Origin of the sequence: Micromonospora maritima, assembly GCF_902825405.1 — a bacterium.
In the GTDB taxonomy this organism is placed as follows: Bacteria; Actinomycetota; Actinomycetes; order Mycobacteriales; family Micromonosporaceae; genus Micromonospora; species Micromonospora maritima.
In genome coordinates this window covers 1-23,778 of sequence record NZ_CADEAU010000035.1, presented here as the reverse complement: position 1 = coordinate 23,778, position 23,778 = coordinate 1, and the positions used below count along the sequence as shown (strand labels likewise).

25 protein-coding genes and 1 pseudogene are annotated in these 23,778 nt (G+C 74.0%); 13 read left to right on the top strand and 13 right to left on the bottom strand.

Annotated elements, in window-relative coordinates:
* The 3 genes from HUW36_RS06615 to HUW36_RS06605 all read left to right on the top strand — a co-directional run.
* Nucleotides 1-483 (top strand): alpha/beta fold hydrolase (locus HUW36_RS06615; protein WP_343044299.1); only part of this gene is annotated, 483 nt, incomplete at its 5' end.
* A gap of 76 nt (nucleotides 484-559) precedes the next feature.
* Complete coding sequence (locus tag HUW36_RS06610; protein WP_174527301.1) at nucleotides 560-1,228, top strand: GntR family transcriptional regulator; 669 nt, start codon at nucleotides 560-562, stop codon at nucleotides 1,226-1,228.
* Nucleotides 1,225-2,502 (top strand): MFS transporter, encoded by a 1,278-nt coding sequence (locus HUW36_RS06605; RefSeq protein WP_174527300.1) that lies wholly within the window; start codon nucleotides 1,225-1,227, stop codon nucleotides 2,500-2,502. The genes HUW36_RS06610 and HUW36_RS06605 overlap by 4 nt, the downstream gene beginning before the upstream one ends.
* 4 nt (nucleotides 2,503-2,506) lie before the next feature.
* Here HUW36_RS06605 and HUW36_RS06600 read toward each other — a convergent pair whose 3' ends face one another.
* On the bottom strand, nucleotides 2,507-2,920 hold the full coding sequence (locus HUW36_RS06600; protein ID WP_174527299.1) for a hypothetical protein: 414 nt from the start codon (nucleotides 2,918-2,920) through the stop codon (nucleotides 2,507-2,509).
* 132 nt (nucleotides 2,921-3,052) lie between these two features.
* Between HUW36_RS06600 and HUW36_RS06595 the strand changes: the two genes are divergently transcribed.
* Together HUW36_RS06595 and HUW36_RS06590 are read left to right on the top strand one after the other, a co-directional pair.
* Entirely contained in the window at nucleotides 3,053-4,141 is a 1,089-nt protein-coding gene (locus tag HUW36_RS06595; RefSeq protein ID WP_174527298.1) for an S-(hydroxymethyl)mycothiol dehydrogenase, read from the top strand.
* Complete coding sequence (locus HUW36_RS06590) at nucleotides 4,138-4,767, top strand: MBL fold metallo-hydrolase (RefSeq protein WP_174527297.1); 630 nt, start codon at nucleotides 4,138-4,140, stop codon at nucleotides 4,765-4,767. Before HUW36_RS06595 ends, HUW36_RS06590 begins: the two co-directional genes overlap by 4 nt.
* A 10-nt stretch (nucleotides 4,768-4,777) precedes the next feature.
* Here HUW36_RS06590 and tsaA read toward each other — a convergent pair whose 3' ends face one another.
* Genes tsaA through HUW36_RS06575 form a run of 3 tightly spaced genes read right to left on the bottom strand, consistent with a single transcriptional unit; the run spans nucleotide 4,778 to nucleotide 6,983 of the window.
* Complete coding sequence (tsaA, locus tag HUW36_RS06585; RefSeq protein WP_174527296.1) at nucleotides 4,778-5,188, bottom strand: tRNA (N6-threonylcarbamoyladenosine(37)-N6)-methyltransferase TrmO; 411 nt, start codon at nucleotides 5,186-5,188, stop codon at nucleotides 4,778-4,780.
* Nucleotides 5,185-6,126 carry a sensor histidine kinase gene (locus HUW36_RS06580; protein ID WP_174527295.1) on the bottom strand — a complete coding sequence of 314 codons (942 nt, stop codon included), beginning with the start codon at nucleotides 6,124-6,126 and terminating at the stop codon, nucleotides 5,185-5,187. Before HUW36_RS06580 ends, tsaA begins: the two co-directional genes overlap by 4 nt.
* Nucleotides 6,123-6,983, bottom strand: a complete 861-nt coding sequence (locus HUW36_RS06575; protein ID WP_174527294.1) for an MEDS domain-containing protein — start codon at nucleotides 6,981-6,983, stop codon at nucleotides 6,123-6,125. Before HUW36_RS06575 ends, HUW36_RS06580 begins: the two co-directional genes overlap by 4 nt.
* A 282-nt stretch (nucleotides 6,984-7,265) precedes the next feature.
* On the opposite strand from HUW36_RS06575, the pseudogene rho reads away from it, so the two are divergent.
* From rho to HUW36_RS06555, 4 genes and pseudogenes are all read left to right on the top strand, one after another.
* Nucleotides 7,266-8,372 (top strand): annotated as a pseudogene (rho, locus tag HUW36_RS06570) (transcription termination factor Rho); the annotation flags it as partial.
* 11 nt (nucleotides 8,373-8,383) lie between these two features.
* Nucleotides 8,384-8,818: a VOC family protein gene (locus HUW36_RS06565; RefSeq protein ID WP_246247929.1), complete on the top strand. Its 435-nt coding sequence runs from the start codon at nucleotides 8,384-8,386 to the stop codon at nucleotides 8,816-8,818.
* Nucleotides 8,819-9,148: 330 nt separating this feature from the next.
* Entirely contained in the window at nucleotides 9,149-9,874 is a 726-nt protein-coding gene (locus HUW36_RS06560; protein ID WP_174527292.1) for a hypothetical protein, read from the top strand.
* Nucleotides 9,875-10,781: 907 nt separating this feature from the next.
* A complete protein-coding gene (locus HUW36_RS06555; protein ID WP_174527291.1) occupies nucleotides 10,782-11,333 on the top strand; it encodes a hypothetical protein in 552 nt (183 codons plus the stop codon).
* A gap of 63 nt (nucleotides 11,334-11,396) precedes the next feature.
* Here the strand turns inward: HUW36_RS06555 and HUW36_RS06550 are convergent, their stop codons facing one another.
* The 3 genes from HUW36_RS06550 to HUW36_RS06540 all read right to left on the bottom strand — a co-directional run bounded on the left by HUW36_RS06550 (nucleotide 11,397) and on the right by HUW36_RS06540 (nucleotide 14,378).
* Nucleotides 11,397-13,007 carry an alkaline phosphatase D family protein gene (locus tag HUW36_RS06550; protein ID WP_174527290.1) on the bottom strand — a complete coding sequence of 537 codons (1,611 nt, stop codon included), beginning with the start codon at nucleotides 13,005-13,007 and terminating at the stop codon, nucleotides 11,397-11,399.
* A 103-nt stretch (nucleotides 13,008-13,110) separates the two neighbouring features.
* Nucleotides 13,111-14,040, bottom strand: a complete 930-nt coding sequence (locus HUW36_RS06545) for an alpha/beta hydrolase family protein (protein WP_174527289.1) — start codon at nucleotides 14,038-14,040, stop codon at nucleotides 13,111-13,113.
* Nucleotides 14,037-14,378 (bottom strand): hypothetical protein, encoded by a 342-nt coding sequence (locus HUW36_RS06540; protein WP_174527288.1) that lies wholly within the window; start codon nucleotides 14,376-14,378, stop codon nucleotides 14,037-14,039. The genes HUW36_RS06545 and HUW36_RS06540 overlap by 4 nt, the downstream gene beginning before the upstream one ends.
* A 69-nt stretch (nucleotides 14,379-14,447) precedes the next feature.
* Between HUW36_RS06540 and HUW36_RS06535 the strand changes: the two genes are divergently transcribed.
* The gene (locus HUW36_RS06535; RefSeq protein WP_174527287.1) at nucleotides 14,448-15,026 is read left to right on the top strand and encodes a helix-turn-helix domain-containing protein; all 579 of its coding nucleotides are present in this window, start codon (nucleotides 14,448-14,450) and stop codon (nucleotides 15,024-15,026) included.
* On the opposite strand, the gene HUW36_RS06530 is transcribed toward HUW36_RS06535, so the two are convergent.
* Nucleotides 14,993-16,453, bottom strand: coding sequence for an MFS transporter (locus HUW36_RS06530; RefSeq protein ID WP_174527286.1), 1,461 nt, complete (start codon nucleotides 16,451-16,453; stop codon nucleotides 14,993-14,995). The two genes, HUW36_RS06535 and HUW36_RS06530, sit on opposite strands and share 34 nt — an antisense overlap.
* Nucleotides 16,454-16,524: 71 nt before the next feature.
* Nucleotides 16,525-16,761: a hypothetical protein gene (locus tag HUW36_RS06525; protein WP_174527285.1), complete on the bottom strand. Its 237-nt coding sequence runs from the start codon at nucleotides 16,759-16,761 to the stop codon at nucleotides 16,525-16,527.
* 126 nt (nucleotides 16,762-16,887) lie between these two features.
* On the opposite strand from HUW36_RS06525, the gene HUW36_RS06520 reads away from it, so the two are divergent.
* Nucleotides 16,888-18,024: a geranylgeranyl reductase family protein gene (locus HUW36_RS06520; RefSeq protein WP_174527284.1), complete on the top strand. Its 1,137-nt coding sequence runs from the start codon at nucleotides 16,888-16,890 to the stop codon at nucleotides 18,022-18,024.
* Here HUW36_RS06520 and HUW36_RS06515 read toward each other — a convergent pair.
* Nucleotides 18,011-19,045 carry an NAD(P)-dependent alcohol dehydrogenase gene (locus HUW36_RS06515; protein WP_174527283.1) on the bottom strand — a complete coding sequence of 345 codons (1,035 nt, stop codon included), beginning with the start codon at nucleotides 19,043-19,045 and terminating at the stop codon, nucleotides 18,011-18,013. The genes HUW36_RS06520 and HUW36_RS06515 overlap by 14 nt on opposite strands.
* 97 nt (nucleotides 19,046-19,142) lie before the next feature.
* Between HUW36_RS06515 and HUW36_RS06510 the strand changes: the two genes are divergently transcribed.
* Entirely contained in the window at nucleotides 19,143-19,328 is a 186-nt protein-coding gene (locus HUW36_RS06510) for a hypothetical protein (protein WP_174527282.1), read from the top strand.
* A 31-nt stretch (nucleotides 19,329-19,359) separates the two neighbouring features.
* Here HUW36_RS06510 and HUW36_RS06505 read toward each other — a convergent pair whose 3' ends face one another.
* Nucleotides 19,360-21,150 (bottom strand): bifunctional metallophosphatase/5'-nucleotidase, encoded by a 1,791-nt coding sequence (locus HUW36_RS06505; RefSeq protein WP_174527281.1) that lies wholly within the window; start codon nucleotides 21,148-21,150, stop codon nucleotides 19,360-19,362.
* A gap of 150 nt (nucleotides 21,151-21,300) precedes the next feature.
* Between HUW36_RS06505 and HUW36_RS06500 the strand changes: the two genes are divergently transcribed.
* Nucleotides 21,301-22,203 carry an SDR family oxidoreductase gene (locus HUW36_RS06500; protein ID WP_174527280.1) on the top strand — a complete coding sequence of 301 codons (903 nt, stop codon included), beginning with the start codon at nucleotides 21,301-21,303 and terminating at the stop codon, nucleotides 22,201-22,203.
* Nucleotides 22,204-22,236: 33 nt separating this feature from the next.
* On the opposite strand, the gene HUW36_RS06495 is transcribed toward HUW36_RS06500, so the two are convergent.
* Nucleotides 22,237-22,887, bottom strand: a complete 651-nt coding sequence (locus HUW36_RS06495; RefSeq protein ID WP_174527279.1) for a nucleotidyl transferase AbiEii/AbiGii toxin family protein — start codon at nucleotides 22,885-22,887, stop codon at nucleotides 22,237-22,239.
* A complete protein-coding gene (locus tag HUW36_RS06490; RefSeq protein WP_174527278.1) occupies nucleotides 22,884-23,210 on the bottom strand; it encodes a hypothetical protein in 327 nt (108 codons plus the stop codon). Before HUW36_RS06490 ends, HUW36_RS06495 begins: the two co-directional genes overlap by 4 nt.
* Nucleotides 23,211-23,778 lie beyond the last annotated feature (568 nt).

Sequence of the window (23,778 nt, the reverse complement as noted above, 5' to 3'; positions counted from 1 at the left end):
AACAGCGCCGGCTTCGGCCAGGAGGTGACGGTCGCGCTGCGGCTGCTCGCGGTGCGCCCGCTGGCCCGGCTGCTGCTGCGCCCGCACCCGGCGATCGCCCGCCGCACCGAGCGGGCCATCTTCGTCGACCCGGCGTACGTCACCGAGGAACGGATCGCCACCGCGCTCGCGGCGGCCCGGCAGCCGCACGCCGCCCGGGTGATGCGGGAGCTGGTCCGCGATCTCGGCACCTGGCGCGGGGTGCGCCCGCAGTGGCGCGCCGAGCTGCTCGACGCGGTCGCCGCGCTGGACCTGCCCACCCTGCTGGTCTGGGGTGACCGTGACCTGATCCTGCCCGCCGCGCACCTCGCGCACGCGCGCAGCCGGCTGCCCCGGGCGCGTAGTCACCTGTTCCGCGACACCGGCCACATGCCGCAGATCGAGCGGACCGCCGAGGTGGAGAGCCTGCTGCGGCAGCTCTGGGCGGGCGACCCCGCGGCCTGACCGCCGGCTCGTGGCCCGCGCCACGATCCCCGGTACCACCGGCACCCACCGGCAAGTGCCCGCGCATCATAGATACATGACGCATCCCAGCCCGGTCGCCGGTGCGCGCCCCGCCGTCCCGTCCGCCGCCGAGCGGGCCTACCGGCACCTCAAGCAGGCCGTCCTGGAGCAGGTCTACCCGGGTGGCCAGCTGGTCAGCGAGGGCGAGATCGCGGAGGCGACAGGGGTCTCCCGCACCCCGGTGCGGGAGGCGCTGCTGCGTCTGGAAGCCGAGGGCCTGGTCCGGCTCTACCCGAAGCGGGGCGCGTTGATCCGGCCGGTGTCCGCCCGGGAGATCGCCGACGTCATCGAGGCCCGCCGCCTCGTCGAGCTGCACGCCGCCGAACGGGTCTGGCCGCGCCGCGCCGCGCTCCGCGCCGACCTGGCCCACCGGCTCGACGAGATGCGCCGGGCGCACGCCGCCGGCGACCTCACCGCCCTGATGGCCGCCGACCGGGCCTTCCACGCCGCCGTCGTGGAGGCCGCCGGCAACGAGATCCTGGCCGAGCTCTACCACCGGCTGCGCGACCGGCAGCTGCGGATGGGCGAGGCCAGCTTCCGGCTCTCGCCCGGCTGGGCCGAGGTCGCCCTGGCCGAGCACGCCGGCCAGCTCGCCGCGCTCGACGGCGACGACCCGCAGGCGTGGCGCGACGCCGTCGCCGGCCACATCGACAGCGCCGCGACCATGCTCGGGGTGTTGCGGTGAACGTCGCCCGCCGGCCGGCCGCCCTGATCTACGCGGTGGCGGTGACCGCGTACGTGGCCGCCGTGTTCCACCGCAGCTCACTCGGCGTCACCGGGGTCGACGCGGCGGACCGCTTCCACGTCAACGCCGCCGCGCTTGCCACCTTCTCCGTCGCCCAGCTCGCCGTGTACGCGGCCATGCAGGTCCCGGTCGGGGTGCTGCTGGACCGCTACGGCTCGCGCCGGCTGCTGCTGGCCGGCGCCGCGCTGATGGTCGCCGGGCAACTCGTGTTCGCGGTGGCCACCGACGTACGCCTCGCGGTCGCGGCCCGGGTGCTGGTCGGCCTCGGCGACGCGATGACGTTCATCAGCGTGCTGCGGATCGTGGCGTTCTGGTTCCCCGGCCGACGCAATCCGCTGCTGGTGCAGCTCACCGGCACGATCGGCCAGCTCGGCGCGGTGCTCGGCGCCGTACCCCTGGTGGCGCTGCTGCACCACGCCGGTTGGACCCCGGCGTTCCTCACCGCGGCGGCGCTCGGCGCCACCGTGCTGCTGCTCGTCCTCGTCGCGGTCCGCGACACCCCGCACGCCGGGCACCCCGGTGCGCTCGCCCCCGACCTGGCCACCGTGCGCCGACAGCTCGCCGACGCCTGGGCACAGCCCGGCACCCGCCTGGGCCTGTGGACGCACTTCGTCACCCAGTTCTCCGGCGCGGTGTTCGCGCTGCTGTGGGGATACCCGTTCCTCGTGCAGGGGCAGGGCTTCTCGCCCACCGCGGCGGCCGGGCTGCTCACCCTGATGACGCTGGTGACCCTGGCGTGCGGCCCGGTGGTGGCGCACCTGTGCGCCCGACACCCGTTCCACCGCTCGGTGATCGTCTTCACCATCACCGCCGCCACCGCCGCCGTCTGGGCGCTCGTGCTGGCCTGGCCCGGCCGCGCCCCGCACGGGCTGCTGGTGGCGCTGGTGGTGGTCCTCGCGGTCAACGGTCCCGGCTCGGTGATCGGGTTCGACTACGCCCGGACGTCCAACCCGGTGCACCGCATCGGCAGCGCCACCGGGATCGTCAACGTCGGCGGGTTCGTCGCGTCGATCGTGCTGATCCTCGCCGTCGGCGTGGTGCTCGACCTGGCCACCCCGGCCGGCGCGGACACCCCACCGCTGTCGGCGTTCCGCTGGGCGTTCGCGGTGCAGTACCTGCTCTGGGCGTTCGGCGCGGTGCAGGTGCTGCGCTACCGCAACGCCGCCCGCCGCCGGCTGGCCGCCGAGCGTGCCGCGGTGCCCGTGCCGGCCTGAGGTGTCAGCGCCGCCGGCGGGTGAGCGAGTCCAGCACCAGGGTCAGCCCGGCGCCGACCAGCCACACGTCCTTGGCCAGGCCGATGCCCGCCTGGCTGGGGCGCAGGCTGGTGCCCTCGCGCATCCCGGGCGTCCTCAGGTAGAGCTGCACCAGCCCGGCGCCGAACGCGGTCAGTCCGGCGCCGGCCAGCAGCGACGGCACGAACGGTGCGAGCAGTGCCGCGCCCAGCGCCGTCTCGGCGCGGGACAGCAGCACGGCGAACCGGTCCGGCGGGAACTGGCGCAGCTGCGGCAGCGCGCCGACCGCCATGGCGTGCATCCCCGCCGCGGCCTCGCCCTCCAGGTTCCGCTTGGAGAGCCCGGAGTTCAGGATGTACGCGCCGACGGCGATCCGCAGCGGGGCGTGCGTCAGCCTCATGATCACTCCTTGTCCGAGGTGCCGGGCCCTGCGGGTACCCGATGACGGGCGGGGCATTCCGCCGGTCGGCGCTGGGCCGTCGACGATGATCGGCGGTAGGTTCGGCGCAGGACCGGAACGAAGGAGACGACCGTGAGCCAGCAAGTCCGGGGAGTCGTGTCGCGGCGCAAGGGCGCGCCCGTGGAGGTCACCACGATCGTGGTGCCCGACCCGGGGCCGGGCGAGGCGGTGGTCCGCGTGCAGTCCTGCGGCGTGTGCCACACCGACCTGCACTACCGCGAGGGCGGCATCAACGACGACTACCCGTTCCTGCTGGGCCACGAGGCCGCCGGCGTCGTCGAGCAGGTGGGCGACGGGGTCACCGACGTGGCTCCGGGCGACTTCGTGGTGCTCAACTGGCGGGCCGTGTGCGGGCAGTGCCGGGCCTGTCGGCGCGGCCGACCCTGGTACTGCTTCGCCACCCACAACGCGGCGCAGAAGATGACCCTGACCGACGGCACCGAGCTGACGCCCGCGCTCGGCATCGGCGCGTTCGCCGAGAAGACGCTCGTGCACGCCGGCCAGTGCACCAAGGTCGACCCGTCCGCCCGGCCCGCCGCCGTCGGTCTGCTCGGCTGCGGCGTGATGGCCGGCCTCGGCGCGGCCATGAACACCGGCAATGTCACCCGGGGCGACTCCGTCGCGGTGATCGGGTGCGGCGGCGTCGGCGACGCCGCGGTGGCCGGCGCGGCCCTGGCCGGCGCGACCACGATCGTCGCGGTCGACACCGACTCCCGCAAGCTCGACTGGGCCCGCAGGTTCGGCGCCACCCACACCGTCAACGCCTCCGAGGACGACCCGGTCGAGGCGATCCGCGCCGCCACCGGTGGTTTCGGCGCCGACGTGGTGATCGACGCGGTCGGCCGCCCGGAGACCTGGAAGCAGGCCTTCTACGCGCGTGACCTCGCCGGCACGGTCGTGCTGGTCGGCGTGCCGACCCCGGAGATGACCGTCGACCTGCCGCTGCTCGACGTGTTCGGGCGCGGCGGCGCGCTCAAGTCCAGCTGGTACGGCGACTGCCTGCCCAGCCGCGACTTCCCGATGCTCACCGAGCTGTACCGGCAGGGCCGCCTCGACCTGGACGCGTTCGTCAGCGAGGAGATCGCCCTCGACCAGGTCGAGGAGGCGTTCACCCGGATGCACCACGGCGACGTGCTGCGCTCGGTGGTGGTCTTCCCGTGACCGCCCGCGTCGACCACGCCGTCACCTCCGGCACGTTCTCGCTCGACGGGCAGACGTTCGACGTGGACAACAACGTCTGGGTGGTCGGCGACGACGCCGAGTGCGTCGTCGTCGACGCGCCGCACGACGTGGCCGCCATCCGCGCGGTGGTCGGCGACCGCCGGGTGCTGGCGATCCTGGCCACCCACGCCCACGACGACCACGTGCGGGTCGCGCCCGAGCTGGCCCGGGCCACCGGCGCGCCGGTGCTGCTGCACCCGGCCGACCGGGTGCTGTGGGATCAGGTCCACCCCGACACCCCACCGGACGGCGACCTCACCGACGGGCAGACCGTCATCGTCGGCGGAACCACGCTGCGGGTCCTGCACACGCCCGGCCACAGCCCCGGCGCGTGCAGCCTGTACGCCCCGGAGCTGGGCGCTGTCTTCACCGGCGACACCCTCTTCGCCGGCGGTCCCGGCGCCACCGGCCGCTCCTTCAGCGACTTCGGCACCATCGTCGAGTCCATCCGCGCCCGGCTGCTCACCCTGCCGCCGGAGACGGTGGTGCACACCGGGCACGGCGACGACACCAGCGTCGGCGCCGAGGCGCCGCACCTGGACGAGTGGATCGCCCGGGGCCACTGAGCCGGGCGGCTCAGCGTTCGCCGTCGAGCACCGGCTTGAGGTCGACGACGGGCGTGCCGTCCAGCGCCTCCAACGCGTCCACCCGCACCCGGGCGCCGGTCACCTCCAGCACGCGTACCCGGTGCACGCCGACCGGGTTGGGGCGGTGCGGCGAGCGGGTGGCGAACACCCCGGCCTCCGCCCGGGTGACGTCACCGCGCGGGTGCACGGTGAGGACGTCCCGCCGGGCCCGGTCCAGCCAGGTCAGCACGAGCACCTCGGCGCCCGCGCGCAGGCCCGCCAGCGCCGGACGGTAGGCCTCGTCGAACACCAGCCACGCCTGTGGCGCGCCCTCGTCGCCCTGACAGGGCGCGGTGGTCGGATCGGTCAACGGCGATTCGACCCGACCGACCGGGCGGATCAGGTGTACGGGCGTCGTCACGCGGTCTCCCCTCTGCGTACGTGCAGCCGGACGGTGGTGCCGGCGACCCCGGTGTGCACCCGCACCAGGTCGCAGAGGGCGTGCACGATGACCAGGCCGCGCCCGCCGATCCCGTCGTGCCCGGGAGCGAGCCGACCGGCCAGCGGGTCGGACAGCCGGCCGTCGTCGTGGACCTCGCACACCACGTGCCGGTCGGTGCGCCAGACCCGCAGCGTCCCCGACCCGGCGGCGTGGGCCACGCTGTTGGTGGCCAGCTCGGTGACCGCGATCTGCAGGTCGGCCACCCGGTCCGCGTCCAGCCCGCCGGCGCTCGCGTGCTCGGCGACGAACCGGCGCACCTCGGGCAGCGTGTCCAGGGTGTAGGGGAGCACCGACACCGGCCCGTCGGGGGCGGGCAGGGGGCGGTTGTGCCGGGCGGTCACCTCCGCCGGCGCGTATCCGGCGACGCGGCGGCGCCGGCCGCGCTCCACGAGGGTCGGATGGGTGCAGCGGGCCTCGGCGAGCACCGCCGGGTCGAGCCGGCCCGCGTCGTACGGGCACAGGACGGTCACCGCCCGGTCCGCCAGGGCCCCGTTGATCGCGGCCTCGTGCTGGGCACAGGCCGGGTACTCCTCGGTGGAGCGTCCGGCCCAGATCGGCTCGCCGATGATCCGCACCCGCCGGCCGGGATGCCGGTCGGCGAACGCCTGAAGCACCCACGGGATGATCCGCCCCGGGTTGCGCCCGGCCTCGGCCATGTCGGCCCATCCGACCGTCTCCGCGGCCGGCCCGAGCGCGGCGCGCAGCAGCGCCAGCCGGGGTGCTGGCGCGGCCACCAGCACCGGCTCGTCGGCGGCCAGTCCCTCCTGGACGAACGGCACCGCGACCGCCAGCAGGCCTGCATCGTCGGTGTAGAACAGCAGCTCGTGCCGCAGTCCGACCCCGGTCGGCACGCTCATGCCGGAGCCCCGGAGGTCACGCCACCCAGCACGTGCAGCAGCCGGTGCAGGGTCGGCCGGCAGCCGACCAGTCGGATGCCGGTGCGGCTGGCCCGGTCGGCCCGGGCCAGCTCGGTGGCCGCGCCGGCATCGGCGAAGCTCAGATCGGTCAGGTCCAGCACCGGCGGCCCGGCCGGGGTGCGTTCCCCGGCGGTCAGGTCGGTGAGCAGCGCGATGAACGCGTCGCGGTTGCTGCGGTCCACCTGCCCCACCAGCCGCAGGCCGGGCGGGTCACCCGTCCGGTACGCGCGCAGCAGCGGCGACCAGGTGCGCGGGGGACGCGGCCCGGTCGTGCCCGGGTGGGCCGCCGCCAGGAGCCGCAGGTGCTCGGCGGGGAACCGCCGCCGGTCGTACAGGCACAGGCCGGCGACCCGGCCGTCCGGGAAGAGCGGATTGAGCGCCTGCTCGTAGCGGCGCAGCTCGTCCAGGCTCACGGCGGTGCCCAGCACCCACGCCATGTCACCGCTGAGGCGGATCCCCGGATAGCCCTCCAGCCGGGCCCGGGTGACCTCGTCGCGGACGGTCTCGGCCAGGGCGGCCGGGGTCGGCCGGCCACCGGACCGGAACGCGTCCACCGCGGGCAGGATCCGCAGCTGGCCCGCCGCCACGGCGGCCTCGGTCGGCACGCCGACGGCGTCGACCCGGGCGCGGACCGCCTGCGGCGTGGACGCCTCGGTGAAACAGACCACCTTGTGGCCGCGGCGCAGGCCGGTGGCGGCGAAGCGGCCGACGGTGTCGAGCGCGTCGCCGTCGTCGTCGTGGATCCAGCAGACGTGGTCTCCCAGATCGACCTGGTCGACCACGGTCGTAGCAGTCACGGTGCGAGCCTTCCCGGTGCGGGTGCCTCACTGTAACGCCGCGCCGAAGCGCAGATCGCTTGCCCGTCGTGCCGTCGGGAGGTTAGCCTGCCCGTGGACCCGGAAGCCGGCGCACGGCGCCGCCCGACGTCCGATCTTCCCCTTGTGGCCGGTCCCGTCCGGCACTCCGCCCGCGCGCATCCCCGGCCTTGCGCCGCAGGGTCCCCGCCGGCACTCCTTCCCCTGCCGTCCTCACCGGCCGGCACGCCCCCCCCGAGAGGCAAACCCATGATCTCCGCACCACTTCCCGTCAGCGGTGTCGTCGACGTCGTCGACGGCCACGCGTGGCTCCGGGTGGACGGCTACCTGCCGTCCGCCGCCGACGTCCACCTCGCCGCCGGTCAGCTGCGCCGGTACGGCCTGCGCCGCGGTGACCTGGTCACCGGCGCGGTCGCCGCCGCCCCACGTGCGGGCCGGCCGGTGCCGCTGGAGCGGCTGGACGGCGTGAACGGGGTGCCGCCGGAGCAGGCCCGCCGGCGCCGCGACTTCTACCAGCTCACCCCGGTGTACCCGCGGGAGCGGCTGCGGCTGGAGACCGAGCCGCACATCCTCACCACCCGGGTGATCGACCTGGTCATGCCGATCGGCAAGGGCCAGCGGGCGCTGATCGTGTCGCCGCCGAAGGCCGGCAAGACGATGGTGTTGCAGGCGATCGCGAACGCGATCACCCGCAACAACCCGGAGTGCCACCTGATGGTGGTGCTCGTCGACGAGCGGCCGGAAGAGGTCACCGACATGACTCGGTCGGTGAAGGGCGAGGTCGTCGCGGCCACGTTCGACCGTCCGCCGCAGGACCACACCACGGTGGCGGAGCTGGCGATCGAGCGGGCGAAGCGTCTGGTCGAGTTGGGCCACGACGTGGTCGTGCTGCTCGACTCGCTGACCCGCCTCGGTCGCGCCTACAACCTCACCGTCCGCTCGGCCGGGCGTACGCTCTCCGGCGGCGTCGACGTGGCCGCGCTGACCCCGCCCAAGCAGCTGCTCGCCGCCGCCCGCGCGGTCGAGGAGGGTGGCTCGCTGACCGTCCTGGCCTCGGCCCTGGTGGAGACCGGCTCCGCCGCCGACACCCTCATCTTCGAGGAGTTCAAGAGCACCGGCAACGCCGAACTGAAGCTGGACCGCGCGCTGGCCGACCGGCGGACGTTCCCGGCCGTCGACCTGCGGGCCTCCGGCACCCGGCGGGACGACTTGCTCTGCACCGACCTGGAGCGACGCCGTCTGCGGGCGCTGCGATCGGCGCTGTCCAGCCTGGACCGGCAGGCCGCCACGGACCAGCTGCTGCGCCAACTCGCGGCCACCGGTGGCAACGCGCACCTGCTCGCCCGCCTCGGCGCCGCCAACCACGACTAGGATCGTCGCCCGTGGGGGAGCAGGGACACGTCCGACCGCCGACCGTACGCCAGCTGCGGCTGGTCGTCGAGGCGGAGGACCACGAGGCGGCGGTCGCGTTCTTCCGCGACGTGCTGGGTCTGCCCGAGCAGGTCGCCTACTCCGGCGGCGACGGCGCCCGGGTGGTGGTCCTGGAAGCCGGTCGGGCCACGTTGGAGCTGGCCAACCCGGCCCAGAAGCGGCTGATCGACGACGTCGAGGTGGGCCGGCAGGTCGCGCCCCGACTGCGGGTGGCGTTCGAGGTGGACGACGCCGAGGAGACCGCCGCGCGTCTGGTCGCGGCCGGCGCCACCGAGGTCGCCCCGCCGACGGTGACGCCGTGGCGCTCGCTCAACGCTCGGCTCGACGGCCCCGCGGGCCTGCACCTCACCGTCTTCCAGGAGCTGGGCCCGCCGGACCGCGCCTGAAAAGCACCTCATCGCGGGCGTTACGCGTCCGGCCCTGCCGGCCTCGCTGGCCGCGGCCCTGCGGCACCTCCGGGCATCTTCGGCACCCGTCCTGGTCCGGTTCGGCCTTCCGACCCGGTCGTCCTGGTCCGTCTCGGACCGGACCGGGCTGTCCGATACCCCGGGTGACCTGGACCGCAGCTTTCGCCGCGCCTGGCATATCCGGAATGACCGACACGCCGAGCCGGTTGTGTTCCCCGTACCGGCGGCACCTCAAACCCCGTACCCGCCGGTAGTCCCCGAGGGGCGCTCACCCCGGAGCGCGTCGTAACGATCGAAAGGGCAACCATCGTGAAGCAGCACTTCACCCGATGGCTCCCCGCCATCGCGAAGACCGCCGTCGCGAAGACCACCGACATCGCCCAGAACCGCCGCGCCGTGCTGACCGTCGCGGGCGTGGCCGCCCTGGGTGGCCTGGCCTTCGGTCCCACCGCCGTCGCCGCCCCGGTGACCAGCGGACCGCACGCCGGCGCCAAGGCCGCCATCGACCTGGCCACCGGCAAGAAGACCGCCACCGAGACGGTGAAGTCCGGGCTGACCACCGGCAGCGACAAGGTGCCCAGCAAGGCCGACCGGCCCGCGCGGGACAAGCTCATGCCGCACGGCGTCGAGGGCGCGCAGTCGCGCATCCCGCTCGACGACGCGCAGCTCGACAACGCCAAGGCCATCGTCAAGGCGGCCAAGGAGACGGGCGTGGGGGAGCGGGGCGCCGTGATCGGCGTCGCCACCTCCCTGCAGGAGTCGAAGCTCTACAACCTGGGTCACCTCGGCGCGTACAACGACCACGACTCGGAGGGCCTGTTCCAGCAGCGCCCGTCGTCCGGTTGGGGCACGTCCGAGCAGATCACCGACCCCGAGTACGCCAGCAAGGCGTTCTTCGGCGCGCTGAAGAACGTCGGCGGCTGGCAGGACCTGCCGCTGACCACCGCGGCGCAGACGGTCCAGGTGTCCGCCTACCCGTACGCGTACGCGCAGTGGGAGGAGCAGGCGGCGGACATCGTCCAGCAGGTGTGGTGACCCCGTCACGCGTGACCGGCCGGCCCCGTCTTCCGGGGCCGGCCGTTCCACGTCCCGCCACGTCGCACCCGGGGCCATGCTGGGCGCGCACCGCCCGGCAACCCGCGCACCGCCCGTCAACCCCCAGCAGTGGAACACCACGGGTGCGCCCCGACGCGGGAGACACCCACCCCGTTCCACCCACCCGGCCCATCACCCTGCGAGTGGGACGTCGTGGGTACCTCACCCGCGCCCATAGGACTGGAACCACCATGGGTGACCCGCGCCCTCACTGCCGACCCAGCGGCACCGGGACGACTCCGCGCGCAGCACAGCCCCCGCGCTGCGCCCGCCCAGCCCCGCGCCGCGCTGATCTTGGAGTTGTGGTTCCTGTTTCGCGGTGATTCGCATGGCTTGTCAGGTGGCCACAACTCCAAGGTCGGTGGACTGGTCGGGGGCGGAAGGCGGTGCGTGTCTCCCGCGCCGGGACGCACCCGTGACGTTCCGCCGGCCAGGCTCGCGGGCGCTGGGCGCAACGGGGTGGGTGTCTCCCGCGTCGGGATGCAGCCGTGGTGTCCCGCCCGGCCTGCCCCGATGGGGTGGATGTCCGGTTCGACGGTGGTGGGCGCCACCTCGGGCGCGGAATCGCCGGGGGGTCGGTGGCGTTGTAACCCGGTGAACGACCGAGCAGGGTGAACCCCCGCGCCGCGCGTGTCCCCGCCCCCCGGGGAATGACGGCCGGTAGCCGGTCGTTACACACGGTCCCGGCGCCGCAAGGCCAGCCCCCGGCCTCCGCGAGCAGCCGAACCCCCGGCCCCCGGTGACCCGCCCCCCGGGCCCCGCGAGCCGGATCCCCCAAGACTTTGTGCGCCTGACGGTGCCCACACCCGTCCCCCGGGTGGGTCGACCCCCGAATGGAGCCCCCCTGATGAACACGATTCTGCGTAAGAGCGTCCTGGGTGTTGCTGGTCTGGCCTTCACCGGTGGCGTGTTCGCCGGTCCGGTCGCCGCCCACGCCGACACCCCCGCGCACGCCGGTAAGCCGGTGGCGGCTGTCGCCAGCGTGCAGGGTGAGCAGTCGACCATCACCCTGAACGACGAGCAGACCGCCAACGCGAAGGCGATCATCGCCGCCACGAAGAAGGCCGGTCTGCCGGAGCGGGCCGCGGTCATCTCGATCGCCACCGCCCTGCAGGAGTCGAAGCTGGAGAACCTCGGCCACCTCGGCGACCGCAACGACCACGACTCGCTGGGCCTGTTCCAGCAGCGCCCCTCCAGTGGTTGGGGCACCCCGGAGCAGATCACCGACCCCGAGTACTCCACCCTGGCGTTCCTCAAGGGCCTGAAGCAGGTCGACGGCTGGGACAAGATGCCCCTGACCGACGCCGCCCAGACCGTGCAGGTCTCCGCCTACCCCGACGCGTACGCCCAGTGGGAGAAGCAGGCCACCGACATCGTGGCCCAGCACTGGACCAAGTAAGACAAACGCGAACGGCCGGCACCCCCGAGCGGGGTGCCGGCCGTTCGCGCGTACCGAAAGACGTCAGGCCGGAGCACCCTCGGCCCGCAGGCGGGACGACCCGGCCCCCACCGACCAGCCGGCCACCCACCGGCTGCCGCTGGTGCTGCTGGTGCGGTCGGCCAGGTGGTACCAGTCCATCCGGCAGCGCTGCGGGGTCACCTCGAAGACCCCGTACCCGTGCCCGTCGAGTTCGGCCCACCGCACGTGCGGGTTGGTGGAGCGGATCAGGCCGGCGCCGAGCTGGCTCAGCGCGTTGCCGGCCGGCAGCTTCAGGAAGTCGTTGACGTTGTCGCTGGTCACCGACGGCACCACGAACTCGGCGGCGGCCGGGTTCGTCGACCCGGTGGCGCGGGTGGTGACCTCGTTGGCCCACGAGGTGTGGATGTCGCCGGTCAGGAACACCACGTCCCGGGTGCCGGTGGCCCGGATGTGGTCCACCAGCTCGTTGCGGTCGGCGTTGTAACCGTCCCACTGGTCGGCGTTGAGCACCGCGCCGTTCTCCGGGATGCCGAGCAGTTTGCCGAGCGGGCCGAGCAGCCACGCCGGCAGCGCGCCGACGTCCACCCGGGCGATCATCACCGGGTTGCCGACCAGCTTCCAGCGGGCCGTGGACGCAGACAGGCCGGCCTTGAGCCAGGTCATCTGGGCGTCGCCGGTGATCGTGCGGGACGGGTCGTCGACCGCCGTGCCGGTGGCCTGCGCCGACCGGTACGAGCGCAGGTCCAGCATGGACAGCTCGGCCAGTTGGCCGAAGCGGAAGCGCCGGTAGATCGCCCCGTCGACGCCGACGCGCACCGGCATCCACTCCAGGTACGCCCGCCGGGCGGCGGCCAGCCGGGCCGCGAACGGTCCCTCGGTGCCGGGCGTGTGGTTCTCCGCGCCACCGGACCACTCGTCGTTGGCCACCTCGTGATCGTCCCAGGTGATGATCCACGGCACCGCCGCGTGCAGCGCCTGCAGGTGCGGGTCGGTCTTGTAGAGCGCGTGCCGGATCCGGTAGTCGGCGAGCGTGAGCACCTCGTGCGACGGCTGGGTGGGCCGCACCACCCGGCCGGCGGCGGCGAACTCGCCGGTCCCGTACTCGTAGAGGTAGTCGCCGAGGTGGACGACGAGGTTCAGGTCGTCCCGGTCGGCCAACCGCCGGTACGCCGCGAAGTAGCCGGCCTCCCAGTTCGCGCAGGAGACCACGCCCAGTCGCAGCCGGTCCACCGCGGCGTCGGCGGGCGGGGCGGTGGTGGTGCGGCCGGTCGGCGACCAGGCGTCGGCGTACCCGAAGCGGTACCAGTAGGTGGTCGCCGGGGCGAGACCGGAGACGGCGACCTTCACGGTGTGGTCCCGGGTCGCTCCGGTGGGAAACGTGCCCACCGCGACGGGCGTGGCGAAGTCCGGGTCGGCGGCGACCTGCCAGGTCACCTCCACGTCCGGTCCGGCGCCGGAGCCGGGCAGCGCGTCGGGGGTGGGGGTGACCCGGGTCCAGAGCAGGATTCCGTCCGGCAGCGGATCGCCGGAGGCGACGCCGTGCCGGAACGCGGCGGTGGCCGCGCCGGCGGGGGAGGCGCCGGCGAGCACGGCGGTGCCGGCGGAGGCGCCGGCCAGGCGCAGCAGGGTACGACGGTCGAGGGTGTGCGTCATGACCCTTGTATCTACCGTTGTCGACGTCCACCGCGCTGCCCCAGGCCGGGGATTTCGCCGGTTCTTCCCCGCCGGTTCGTCTGTCGGTCGTCCGCCGGGGCGGTCAGGCGACGTCGGCTGCCCGCGCGGTGAGCCACGGGACCACCGCGTCGAGCACGGACCGGTCGACCGGTTCCCGGACCTCGCGGCGGTACGCCCGCAGCGACGGCGGTCCCGGTTGGCGGCGCAGCACGTGGGTGACGTCGGGGAGCAGGTGGGTCAGCACCGGCCCGCCCGCGGCGGCGGCGATGAGGGCCAGGTCCGCCGGGTCGGTCTGCAGATCCTTGTCGCCGGTGACCGCGAGGACGGGGACGTGCACCCGAGCCAGGTCCGGCCGGGGGTCGTAACGCAGGAACTCCCGCATCCACCGGGCGTTGAGCCGCTGCCCGCCGATCCGGGCCACGTCTGCGGTGGTGGCGAGGATCTTCTCGTGGTTGCGGGCGACCTTGGCCGCCAGGTCGGTGCGGGTGAGCCGGAGCAGCAGGCGCACCGGGGCGGGCAGCGTGGGCAGGAGCCGGGCCGCCTGCGCGCGCAGCACCTCGGCTCCGGTGCGGCCGGTGCCGGCGAGCAGGACCACCCCGGCCAGCGGGACGCCTCGGGCGGCCAGTGCCACGGCGGTGAGGGCGCCCTCGCTGTGCCCGACCAGGAACAGCTTCCGGGGGTCGACGGCCGGGTCGGCGGCGCCGAGCGTGGCGAGTGCGGCCGCCGCGTCCTCGACGTTGTCGTGGAAACCGGTACGCAGGAACTCGCCGGTGCTGTCGCCGACGCCCCGGCGGTCGTACCGGAGCGTTGCCGTTCCGGCGCCGACCAGAGCCGCCGCCAGGTCGCGTTGGATCCCCAGGGGGAGGCGGCGGTGGTCGCCGTCGCGGTTCAGGGGACCGGAGCCGGGCAGCAGCAACGCCCCGGGGTGCGGGCCGGCGCCGGCGGGCCGGGTGAGCGTGCCGACCAGCCGGTGGCCGTGGGAGGTGAACTCCAGGGGTTGTTCGGTGCTCATCCGCGAACCGTCTCGGCGAGCGCCGCGGCGTCGTCGGCGCCGACGAGCAGGGCGTCGTACCGCTGGTCGGCGAGGGTGATCCGGACGGCGGGCTGGCCGCTGCGGACGCTGACGAACTCCCGACCGGCGGCACCGCGCCAGGTGCCGACCTTGCGCCGCCCGGGCACGCCGAGCCCGGGCGCCCGGAGGCCGCGGGTTCCGTGCAGGCCGTCGGGCACGACGGTGACGGCCCGGACGGCGGAACGGGGGAACGACAGGTCCCCGCGCAGGGCCCACACCTTCTCGGCGGCGGTGAGGCGGACGTGGATCCGGTCGGCGGTCAGGTGGACGGTGGCCATCGGGGCTCCTCCTCGTTCGTTATCACTACTGATAACATTACCGCCGTTGAGAACAACGGGGAGGTCGCTGTGGCGCTCGACACCACGGAACTGCTGCTGCACCCGATCCGGTTGCGTGTGGTCCAGGCGTTCCTCGGCGGCCGGACACTGACCACCGCGGACCTGCGGACGGAGCTGAGCGACGTGCCGCCGGCCACGCTCTATCGGCAGGTCGCGACGCTTGCCGAACACGACGTGCTGCACGTGGTCGGGGAGCGCCGGGCGCGCGGCGCGGTCGAGCGGAGCTACCGGCTGAACGAGGCGGCCGCGTCGGTGGACGCGGAGACCGCTCGCGCGATGAGCCCTCGCCGCCACCGTCAGGCGTTCCTCACGTTCGTCGCCGGCCTGCTCGCCGACGTCGACCGCTACCTCGACAGCGGCGGCGGTGACCTGGGTCGCGACCTGGCCGGCTACCGGCAGAACGCCTTCCACGCCAGCGACGCCGAGACGGCCGAGTTCGTCGCCCGGTTCCGCGGCCTGTTCGCCGAGTACGCGGCGCTTCCTCCCGGCCCCGGGCGCCGCCGCCGGGTGCTCACCACGGTCCTGCTGCCCGCCCCGGAGGGCACGTCGCCCGGTCAGGACCGGGACGGTGCCCCGGAACCCCGGTGACCGGCGACGATGTCCACCACGGCGGCGACCAGCGCCAGCACGATGATCCCGGCGGCCAGCAGCAGCGAGTGCCGGAACGCCACCGACCAGTCGCCCCGGTTCGCCGCCAGCGTCGAGAAGAACAGCGCGCCGACCGCCGCGATGCCGGCGGCCGAGCCGATCCGCTGCCCGGTCTGGAGCATGCCGGCGCCGCTGCCGGCCATCGGAACCGGCACCTCGGAGAGCGTGAGCGTCTGGTTCGGCGCGATCACCAGGCCGCTGCCGAGCCCGGCGACGAGCAGCGGCAGCGCGGTCCGCAGCGGCACGTCGTCGTGCGGTCCGCCGGTCAGCACCAGGTCCGTCGCGACCAGCCCGACCACGACCGCCGCCAGTCCGACCGCGACCAGCGGCCGGCCGTACCGGGTGACCACCCGCCCGCCCAGCGCCGACGCGACCGCCGAGCCGAGCGCGAACGGGGTGATCGCCAGTCCGGCGACCAGCGCGCTGTAATCCAGGCCCATCTGCAGGTAGAGCGTGAAGATGAAGAAGATCGCGGTGAAGCCGGCGAAGTAGATCAGGCCGATCAGCGAGCCGAGCGTGTACGAGCGCAGCGTGAACAGCCGCAGGTCGAACAGGGGCTGGGTGTGCCGGGAGTAGCGGCGTTCCCAGAGCGCGAAGGCCGCCAGCAGCAGCAGGCCGACGGGGATCAGCAGCCACTTGGCCGGGCCCTGCCACTGCTCGCGCTGCACCAGCGGCAGCAGGATCACGGTGACGCCGACGCCGAGCAGCAGCACGCCGACCGGGTCGAGCCGGTGCCGGTCGGGCTGACCGGTCGGCCGGGCCGGCACGAGGCGCCAGCCGAGCACCATGGCCACGACGCCGACCGGGATGTTCACGAAGAACACCCACCGCCAGCCGTGTTCGGCGCCGCCGAGCTGGATGAGCAGCCCGCCGAGCAGCGGACCGACCGCGGTGGAGATGCCGATGGTGGCGCCGAGCAGGCCGAACGCGCGACCCCGGTCGGCGCCCCGGAACAGCTGCTGGATCATGCCGCTGACCTGGGGGTTGACCACGCCGGCGGCGGCGCCCTGGACGAGCCGCGCGATGATCAGCCACTCCGGTGAGGTGGCCAGGCCGGCCAGCGCGCTGGTCAGCGTGAACAGGCCCACCCCGACCACGAAGGCGGTACGCCGGCCGCGCGCGTCGCCGAACCGCCCGGCCGGCACCAGCACCAGACCGAACGTCAGCGCGTACCCCGAGAGGATCCACTGCAGGTCACTCGGAGTGGCGCCGAGCGCCCGGTCGATCGACGGGACGGCGACGTTGACGATGCTGACGTCCAGCAGCGTCATGAACGCCGCGACCAGGCCGACTCCGAGCGCACGCCAGCGGCGCCGGTCGTCGTACCCGGTGTCCTGCACCGGCGTCGACGACCGGTCTCCGCTCATCGTGCCCCCCACAGACCGTCGATCACGCATCCCCGATCGCTACCCGGCCCCCGGTGGGGCAAACGACGCGATCAGGCCATCTGGCGTGCGCACCACCGCGGTCCGAAGTCCAGGCCGGACATCGGCGAGTCCTCCCGGTGCAGCAGTCCCCGCTCGGTGAGCGCGTGCAGCGGTTCCCGCAGCTCCTCCTCGGTCATTCCGGTCTCCTCGGCGATCAGGTCCGGATAGGGGACGTGTCCCCGCACCTCCAGCGCGGAGACCGCCTGGTACACCCGTTCCTCGACCCCGGACAACTGGATCTGAGGCATCGCGTCCCTCCTCGGCGTGGACCGCCCGATCGGCGGGCGGCCGGCGACCGGCGGTTACCCGGGCCGACGGCGATGATGCCCACCCGATCGAGGGTCCTGCCGGGCGGCCCCGGCTAGGCTGCACCCGTGATCATCTGGGACCTCGTCGTGGTCGGTGGCGGCCCCGCCGGACTCTCCGCCGCCGCTGCGGCCGCCCGGGCCGGCGTGCGCACGCTCGTGGTGGAACGGGCCACCCACCCCCGCTACAAGACCTGCGGCGGCGGCCTGATCGGCACCTCGCTGGCCGAGGTCGACGGCCGGATCGAGGTGCCCGCGCACGACCGGGTCGACCGGGTCACCTTCACCCGCGACGGGCGACGCGCGTTCACCCGCCGGCACCCCACGTCGCTGGTGACCATGATCCGGCGGGAGGAGTTCGACCAACGGTTGCGCGCCGCCGCGGTCACGGCCGGCGCCGAGGTCCGCGAGGGCGTCGGGGTCCGCGCCGTGGAGCAGGACCCCGACGGGGTACGCCTGCGGCTGGCCGACGGCGAGGTGGTGCACGCCCGCACGGTGGTCGGCGCGGACGGCTCCTCCGGGGTGACCGCCCGGCACGTCGGGGTGCGGTTCCGCCAGGTCGACCTCGGGCTGGAGCTGGAGCTGCCGGTGTCCGACGTCGAGCGGGAGCGGTGGCGGGGGCGGCTGCTGATCGACTGGGGGCCGGTGCCCGGCTCGTACGCCTGGGTCTTCCCCAAGGGCGACCGGCTCACCGTCGGCGTCATCTCCGCCCGGGGCGACGGCGAGCGGACCCGCGCCTACCTGCGCGACTTCGTCGACCGGGTGGGGCTTTCCGGAGTGCGCCCGGAGCACGACTCGGGCCACCTCACCCGCTGCCGGGCCGACGACTCGCCGCTGCGTCACGGGCGGGTGCTGGTGGCCGGCGACGCGGCCGGCCTGCTGGAGCCGTGGAGCCGGGAGGGGATCAGCTACGCGCTGCGTTCCGGCTGGCTCGCCGGGGACGCGGTCGCGGCCGGCGACCTGGACGCGTACGCGCGCGACGTCCACCGGCACCTGGTGCCGGAGATGCGCGCCGGGCACCGGTTGCTGGACGTCTTCGAGCGCCGCCCGGACGTGTTCCACGCGATGCTGGCCAGCCCGCCGGGCTGGCGGATGTTCGCCCGCTTCTGCCAGGGGCGGGCCAGTTTCGCCGAGGTGCTCGACCGGCGGCCGGTCCGGGCCGCGCTGGCCGTGCTCGACCGACTGCCGCCGCTCAGGGGACGATGACCGCTCGCCCGTGGATGTCGCCCCGGCGCAACGCCTCGTACGCCTCGGGCGCCTCGGCCAGCGGGAACGTCTGCACGTCGGCGTGCAGCCGGCCGTCGCGCGCCAGCGCGACCACCTCCTGGAGTTCCGCGCGCGTGCCCCAGAACGGCACCATCACGTCGGTCTCCAGCGGCACCGGGGGCGGTTCGTCGGCCACCGGACGGACCGGCAGCGTGCCACCGGCCAGACCGACGAGCAGCAGCTGACCGCCGGTCGCGACGACCTGCCGGGCGGTGTCCAGCGTGGGCTGCGCGCCGACGAAGTCGAGCACCACGTCCGCGCCGTCCGGCGGCGGGCCGACCAGGTCGCGGATCTTCTCGACCGCGTCCGGGCCGGCCTGGACCACGTGGTGCGCGCCGAGGCGGCCGGCCAGGTCCAGCGCGGCGACGTTGGTGTCCACCGCGACGATCCGCACCGCCGTGGTGGCGAGCAGGATCTGCACCGCCATGTGGCCCAGTCCGCCGATGCCGATCACCACGCAGGTGGTGCCGGGGCGCAGCCGGGGCCGGGCCAGCTCCACCGCGTGGTACGGGGTCAGCCCGGCGTCGGTCAGCGGGGCCGCCTGGGTCAGGTCCATGTCGCCCACGTGCAGCAGGCGTGACGCGGGCACCACCACGTACTCGGCCAGCCCGCCGTCGCGGCTGAGCCCGATACCGCCGACCGGCGTGACCCGGCACCTGTTCTCCTCGCCCCGCAGGCACGCCCGGCAGCGGCCGCAGCCGATGATGCCGTAGACCGCCGCGCGGTCCCCGGACGACCAGCCGTCCACGCCGGGGCCGGCCGCTTCGACGGTTCCGGCGATCTCGTGTCCGAGCGTCATCGGGGTGGGGAACATGCCCGCCGCCGCGTCGAGGATGTGCAGGTCGGAGTGGCACGCGCCGACCGCGCCGACGCGCAGCAGCACCTCACCGGGCCCGGCCTCGGGCGTGGGCACCTCGGTCAGCTCCAGCACCCCGGGTGCGGTCATCCGTACCGCGCGCATGTCGCCCTCCACCTCGTCGCCGACGGTCGTCGCGGCGGCATACCCGTGCCGTCCCGGTTGATACCGGGTCCGCCCCGGGCGGGCGCACAATGCGGGCATGAGCGAGCGGAGCGAGTCGTTCACCGACGAGGAGTACGCGTTCCTGCGGCATGTCCGCTTCGGCGAGCTGCCGTCCCGGGTACGCCCCGAGGAGCGAGCGGAGTCCACCGAGACGGACACCCGCCCGGACCGGCCGGACCCGGCGGGCGGGGAGTCCGAGTGGCACCTGCGCGCCGGCGGCTGACGGGGCGGACCCCGCCAGCCGCCGGGGTGGGTCAGAAGACCGGCACGCCCTCGCGGACCAGCTTCCAGTTGGGCACGAAGAAGTCGGCCGGGTCGATGACGCCCTTGGCCTGCGCCCAGTCGATGAGCAGCTGGCGGATCTCCTGCTGCGCGTTGTAGACCTGCGTCTTCACGATGCCGGGGAAGTTGCCGCCGCCGCTGCGCCGGTAGTTGTTCACCGCCACCACGAACTGCGCGTCCGCCGCCACCGGGGTGTCGGTGCCGGCGAGCACCAGGCGGGTGATCCGCTGGCCGACCGGCTTGGAGATGTCGATGTCGTAGTCGACGCCGGAGAACACGTCGTAGTTGTAGTCCGGCACCGCCGGGTCGCTGATGGTCTCCGGGTTGACCGGCGCGCCCACCGGCACCGTGACGAAGTACTTCGCCGAGTACTCCAGGTACGCCTTCACCTCGGCGCCGGTCAGCACGACCGCCTCCAGGGTGTTGTCGTAGACGTAGAGGCCGGCCACGTCGCGGATCCGCACGTCGCCCTGCGGGAAGACCGCGGTGCGGCTGAACGGCGCGGCGATCGACAGCACCGGCAGGCCCGCGTACGCGCCGCCGGCCAGCGCCGCGGTGACGACCTCGGTCTGCACGTGGTTGATGAAGTCGAGGATCGGGGTGTCCTTGTACCGCGACTCGGCGGCGGACAGCTCCACGCTCGACTGCGCGACCACCCGGTTGACGTACTCGACGGTCTTGGCGTGCTGGCCGCGTACGGCCGCGAGCACCGCCGGGTCCTCGACCACCGTGTTGGTGTTCAGCGTGGTGGCCGACGAGTCGACGACCTTCCAGCAGCCCTTCTCCCGGGCCAGCGTGAAGTCCATCCGGGTGAGGCGCTGGCCCCACTTCGACGGCTCGGAGGTGAGCACCGCCTTGCCGGTCTTGAGGTTGGTGACGAACTTCTCCGGCACCTCGTTGTGGGCGTGGCCGAACAGGATCGCGTCGATGCCGGGGACCTGCTCGGCGATCAGCGCGGTCGGGTTCTCGTTCGGCAGCTCCGGGCCGTAGCTGGAGGTGCCGCTGTCGCCGCCGTGCGCGGAGATGATGACCACGTCGGCGCCGCGCCGGCGCATCTCCGGCACCCACTTGGCGGCGGTGGCGACCATGTCGGCGAAGACCAGGCGGCCTTCGACGTTGGCCTTGTCCCAGATGGCCACGCCGGGGTTGGTCAGGCCGAGGATGCCGACCCGCAGCTTCGGCGCGCCGTGCCCGCCGAGCCGGACCTCCTTGATCACGTACGGGAGGAACGCCGGCTTGCCGGTCTTCGCGTTGATCGCGTTGGCGGCGAGCGCCGGGAAGCCGAGCTGCTTGATCCAGGTGGCCAGCAGCGGCAGGCCGTAGTTGAACTCGTGGTTACCGAGCGTGACCGCGTCGTACTTCAGCACGTTCATCGCGTTGGCCATCGGGTGCGTCTCACCGGTGCTGGTGATCGGCTCCTGCTTGGCGTAGTAGGTGGCCAGCGGGGTGCCCTGGATGGTGTCGCCGGCGTCCAGGACCAGCGTGGCCCTGCCCTTGCGCTCGGCCCGGATCTGGTTGACCAGGGTGGCCAGCTTCGCGACGCCGACGTCGTTGTGCTTGCTGTCGTCGAACTCGGCGTCCTTGTAGTAGTCCCAGTTGTAGACGTTGCCGTGGGTGTCCGAGGTGCCGAGGACGGTCAGGTCCCAGGTCTTCGGCTGCTTCGGCTTCGCCTCGGCGGGCGCGCCGGCGAGCAGCGGGGCGGTCGCGGCGGCGGCCGCCACGGCCAGCACCTGTCGACGCGAGGCGCCGGAGGAGGAGGTCATGAGGTGCCTTTCCATGGGGGGTACGCGCCTCGTGGGCGCCGTTGCGCACCATAACCACCACCTGTCACCCACGCCACACCGGCCCGAGATGTTCCGCCTTTCGTCACCCGCTGCTGTTTTCCCGCAGGTCTCCCGGGTAGGGGCGCACTCATGACCGAGGACCAGTTCACCCCGCAGCACCCCACCGAGCAGTACGGCCAGCGCGAGGGCCAGCCGGCGCAGCAGCAGTCCACCCCCGGGTCGACGCAGGAGATGGGCCCGAGACCGGACCACGGCGAGGAGTCGTACCGGGGCAGCGACCGGCTCACCGGCAAGCGGGCGGTCATCACCGGCGGTGACTCCGGCATCGGCCGGGCCGTGGCCATCGCCTTCGCCCGGGAGGGCGCCGACGTCCTGGTCTCCTACCTCGGCGACGAGGAGGAGGCGGACGCCCGCGAGACGGTCGCCCTGATCGAGCGGGCCGGGCGCAAGGGCGTCGCGGTCCGCACCGACCTGCGCGAGGAGGCCAACTGCCGGGAGCTGGTCGACCGGGCGCTGCGCGACCTCGGCGGCATCGACATCCTGGTCAACAACGCGGCGTACCAGATGTCGCAGGACAACGGTCTGCTCGACATCAGCACCGAGCAGTTCGACCGGGTCTTCAAGACCAACGTGTACGCGATGTTCTGGCTGTGCAAGCTCGCCGTGCCGCACATGGAGGAGGGCTCGACGATCATCAACACCTCGTCGATCCAGGCGTTCGACCCGTCGCCGCAGTTGCTCGACTACGCCACCACCAAGGCGGCCATCGCCAACTTCAGCAAGGCGCTCGCGCTGAACCTCGCCGAGCGGGGCATCCGGGTGAACGCGGTCGCGCCCGGCCCGATCTGGACGCCGCTGATCCCGGCCACCATGCCGGAGGAGAAGGTGAGGCAGTTCGGCACCGACGTGCCGCTGGGCCGGCCCGGCCAGCCTGCCGAGCTGGCCCCGGCGTACGTCTTCTTCGCCTCGCAGGAGTCCAGTTACGTCACCGGCGAGATCCTCGGCGTCACCGGCGGCAAGCCGACGAAGTGACGGTGCCGCCCACCGGCCGTCCGGTCCCGCCGCTCAACGGGGCCAGACGGCCATCCGGCGACGTACCCCGGCGATCCGCGGCGCGTCCAGGCCGTAGCGGGTGAACCGGCGGTCGGCCAGGCCGTCGAGGTAGCGGCCCGCGGCGCGCACGTCCTCGTCGTCCAGCGCCGGGTCCACCTGCCGGGCCAGCTCCAGCAGCTCCGCGACCGGGTACCGGTCCAGCGCGGCGGACACGTCGATGTAGTCGCGTACCTCGCGCCGGTTGACCAGCGCGGCGGTCTTGTTGGCGATCAGGTCCCGCACGTCCATGACGGGCCCGAGGTCCATCACCACCGGGCTGCGGTGCCGGTCCAGGCGGGCCAGGCTGAGGCGGATCTCCCGGCCGTCCCGGCTCACCACGAAGTCGCGCAGGTCCCGGTCGAAGCCGTCGAACACCTCGCCCAGCCCGCCCGGGTCCACCTCGGCCACCCGGTAACCGGCCCGCTCCAGCGCCGCGCGTACCCCGTCGGCCGCCGCCGCGGCGGCACCCTCTACGTCGGCGAACAGGTCGACGTCCTCGGTGGGGCGGGTGACCAGGCCGTGCGCGGCCCACGCGACGCCGCCCCCGAGCACGAAACGGTGCGGGCCGGCGGCGGCCAGCGCCACCCGGGCCACCTGCCGGTAGAAGTCGTGCGGATGTGTCACGCCGGGCGCAGGCTCCGGTGCCGGCCCTCCCAGGCCAGGCGTACGCCCCGGGGCAGGTTGAGCAGCGGCCACAGCCGGCGCAACGTGCCCGCGTGGATCAGCTCGCGCAGGTCCTCCACCCGGGTCGTCTCGCGCAGCACGTTCTCGTACATCCAGAGCAACTCGTCCGGGTCGCCGAGGTCGAAGGCGCGTTCGCTGCTCCACATCAGGCGTACCGGCAGCTCGACGATGCCGGCGGTGGGGCCGGTCAGCTCGTCCAGGGTGCGCGCCACCACGGCGGCTCGCCCGGGACGGGCGAGGTACGCGTGCGCGCTGACCGGCATGGCATCAGGGTAACCCCAACCGGTCGCTTCCCCCGCCTCCCTTCCCGCCCGCCCGCCGTCCCTCCTCGCGTCGATCATGAGGTTGACGGCGCACGGCGTCTGTTCTGCCGCCGCCAACTTCATGATCGACGAGGTCAGGGCGGCGGGACGTGGGCGGGCGCGACGCAGGGGAGGGGACAGAGCGGGCTCGGGCGGATGGGTGTGTCCGGGCTGCGTCGCGTGTCCGGTTTCGGGGTGGTGGGGGACACCCCTGCGGCGGAATCGGGAACCGGGTCGGGGCGTTGTACCCGGTGAACGACCGCAGCAGCGTCCCCGCAGCACACGAGCGCGGGGTGGCCGGGCCCGGGAATGGCCCCGGGCCGGCGGTCGTTGTGTATCGCTCCGGCGCCGCCCGCGCGCCCCGTACGCCCCCCCGGCGATCGCGGGCCGCGTGTGAGCAGGACGCCGGAAATCCCCCCACGACCTTCTCGAGCGCCTGACGGCTGCTCGCGCGTCCACCCCCGGCGCGTCGACCCCCGAACGGAGCCCTCCTGATGAACACGATCCTGCGTAAGAGCATCCTCGGTAT

Excerpts from the sequence above, each read along its gene's own strand:
- HUW36_RS06540 (WP_174527288.1), bottom strand. The coding sequence starts at position 14,378 with ATGGCCACCGTCCACCTGACCGCCGACCGGATCCACGTCCGCCTCACC.
- HUW36_RS06555 (WP_174527291.1), top strand. The coding sequence starts at position 10,782 with ATGAACACGATTCTGCGTAAGAGCGTCCTGGGTGTTGCTGGTCTGGCC.
- HUW36_RS06490 (WP_174527278.1), bottom strand. The coding sequence starts at position 23,210 with ATGCCGGTCAGCGCGCACGCGTACCTCGCCCGTCCCGGGCGAGCCGCC.
- HUW36_RS06545 (WP_174527289.1), bottom strand. The coding sequence starts at position 14,040 with ATGAGCACCGAACAACCCCTGGAGTTCACCTCCCACGGCCACCGGCTG.
- HUW36_RS06510 (WP_174527282.1), top strand. The coding sequence starts at position 19,143 with ATGAGCGAGCGGAGCGAGTCGTTCACCGACGAGGAGTACGCGTTCCTG.
- HUW36_RS06515 (WP_174527283.1), bottom strand. The coding sequence starts at position 19,045 with ATGCGCGCGGTACGGATGACCGCACCCGGGGTGCTGGAGCTGACCGAG.
- HUW36_RS06580 (WP_174527295.1), bottom strand. The coding sequence starts at position 6,126 with ATGAGCGTGCCGACCGGGGTCGGACTGCGGCACGAGCTGCTGTTCTAC.
- HUW36_RS06550 (WP_174527290.1), bottom strand. The coding sequence starts at position 13,007 with ATGACGCACACCCTCGACCGTCGTACCCTGCTGCGCCTGGCCGGCGCC.
- HUW36_RS06500 (WP_174527280.1), top strand. The coding sequence starts at position 21,301 with ATGACCGAGGACCAGTTCACCCCGCAGCACCCCACCGAGCAGTACGGC.
- HUW36_RS06525 (WP_174527285.1), bottom strand. The coding sequence starts at position 16,761 with ATGCCTCAGATCCAGTTGTCCGGGGTCGAGGAACGGGTGTACCAGGCG.
- HUW36_RS06600 (WP_174527299.1), bottom strand. The coding sequence starts at position 2,920 with ATGAGGCTGACGCACGCCCCGCTGCGGATCGCCGTCGGCGCGTACATC.
- HUW36_RS06530 (WP_174527286.1), bottom strand. The coding sequence starts at position 16,453 with ATGAGCGGAGACCGGTCGTCGACGCCGGTGCAGGACACCGGGTACGAC.
- HUW36_RS06505 (WP_174527281.1), bottom strand. The coding sequence starts at position 21,150 with ATGACCTCCTCCTCCGGCGCCTCGCGTCGACAGGTGCTGGCCGTGGCG.
- HUW36_RS06610 (WP_174527301.1), top strand. The coding sequence starts at position 560 with ATGACGCATCCCAGCCCGGTCGCCGGTGCGCGCCCCGCCGTCCCGTCC.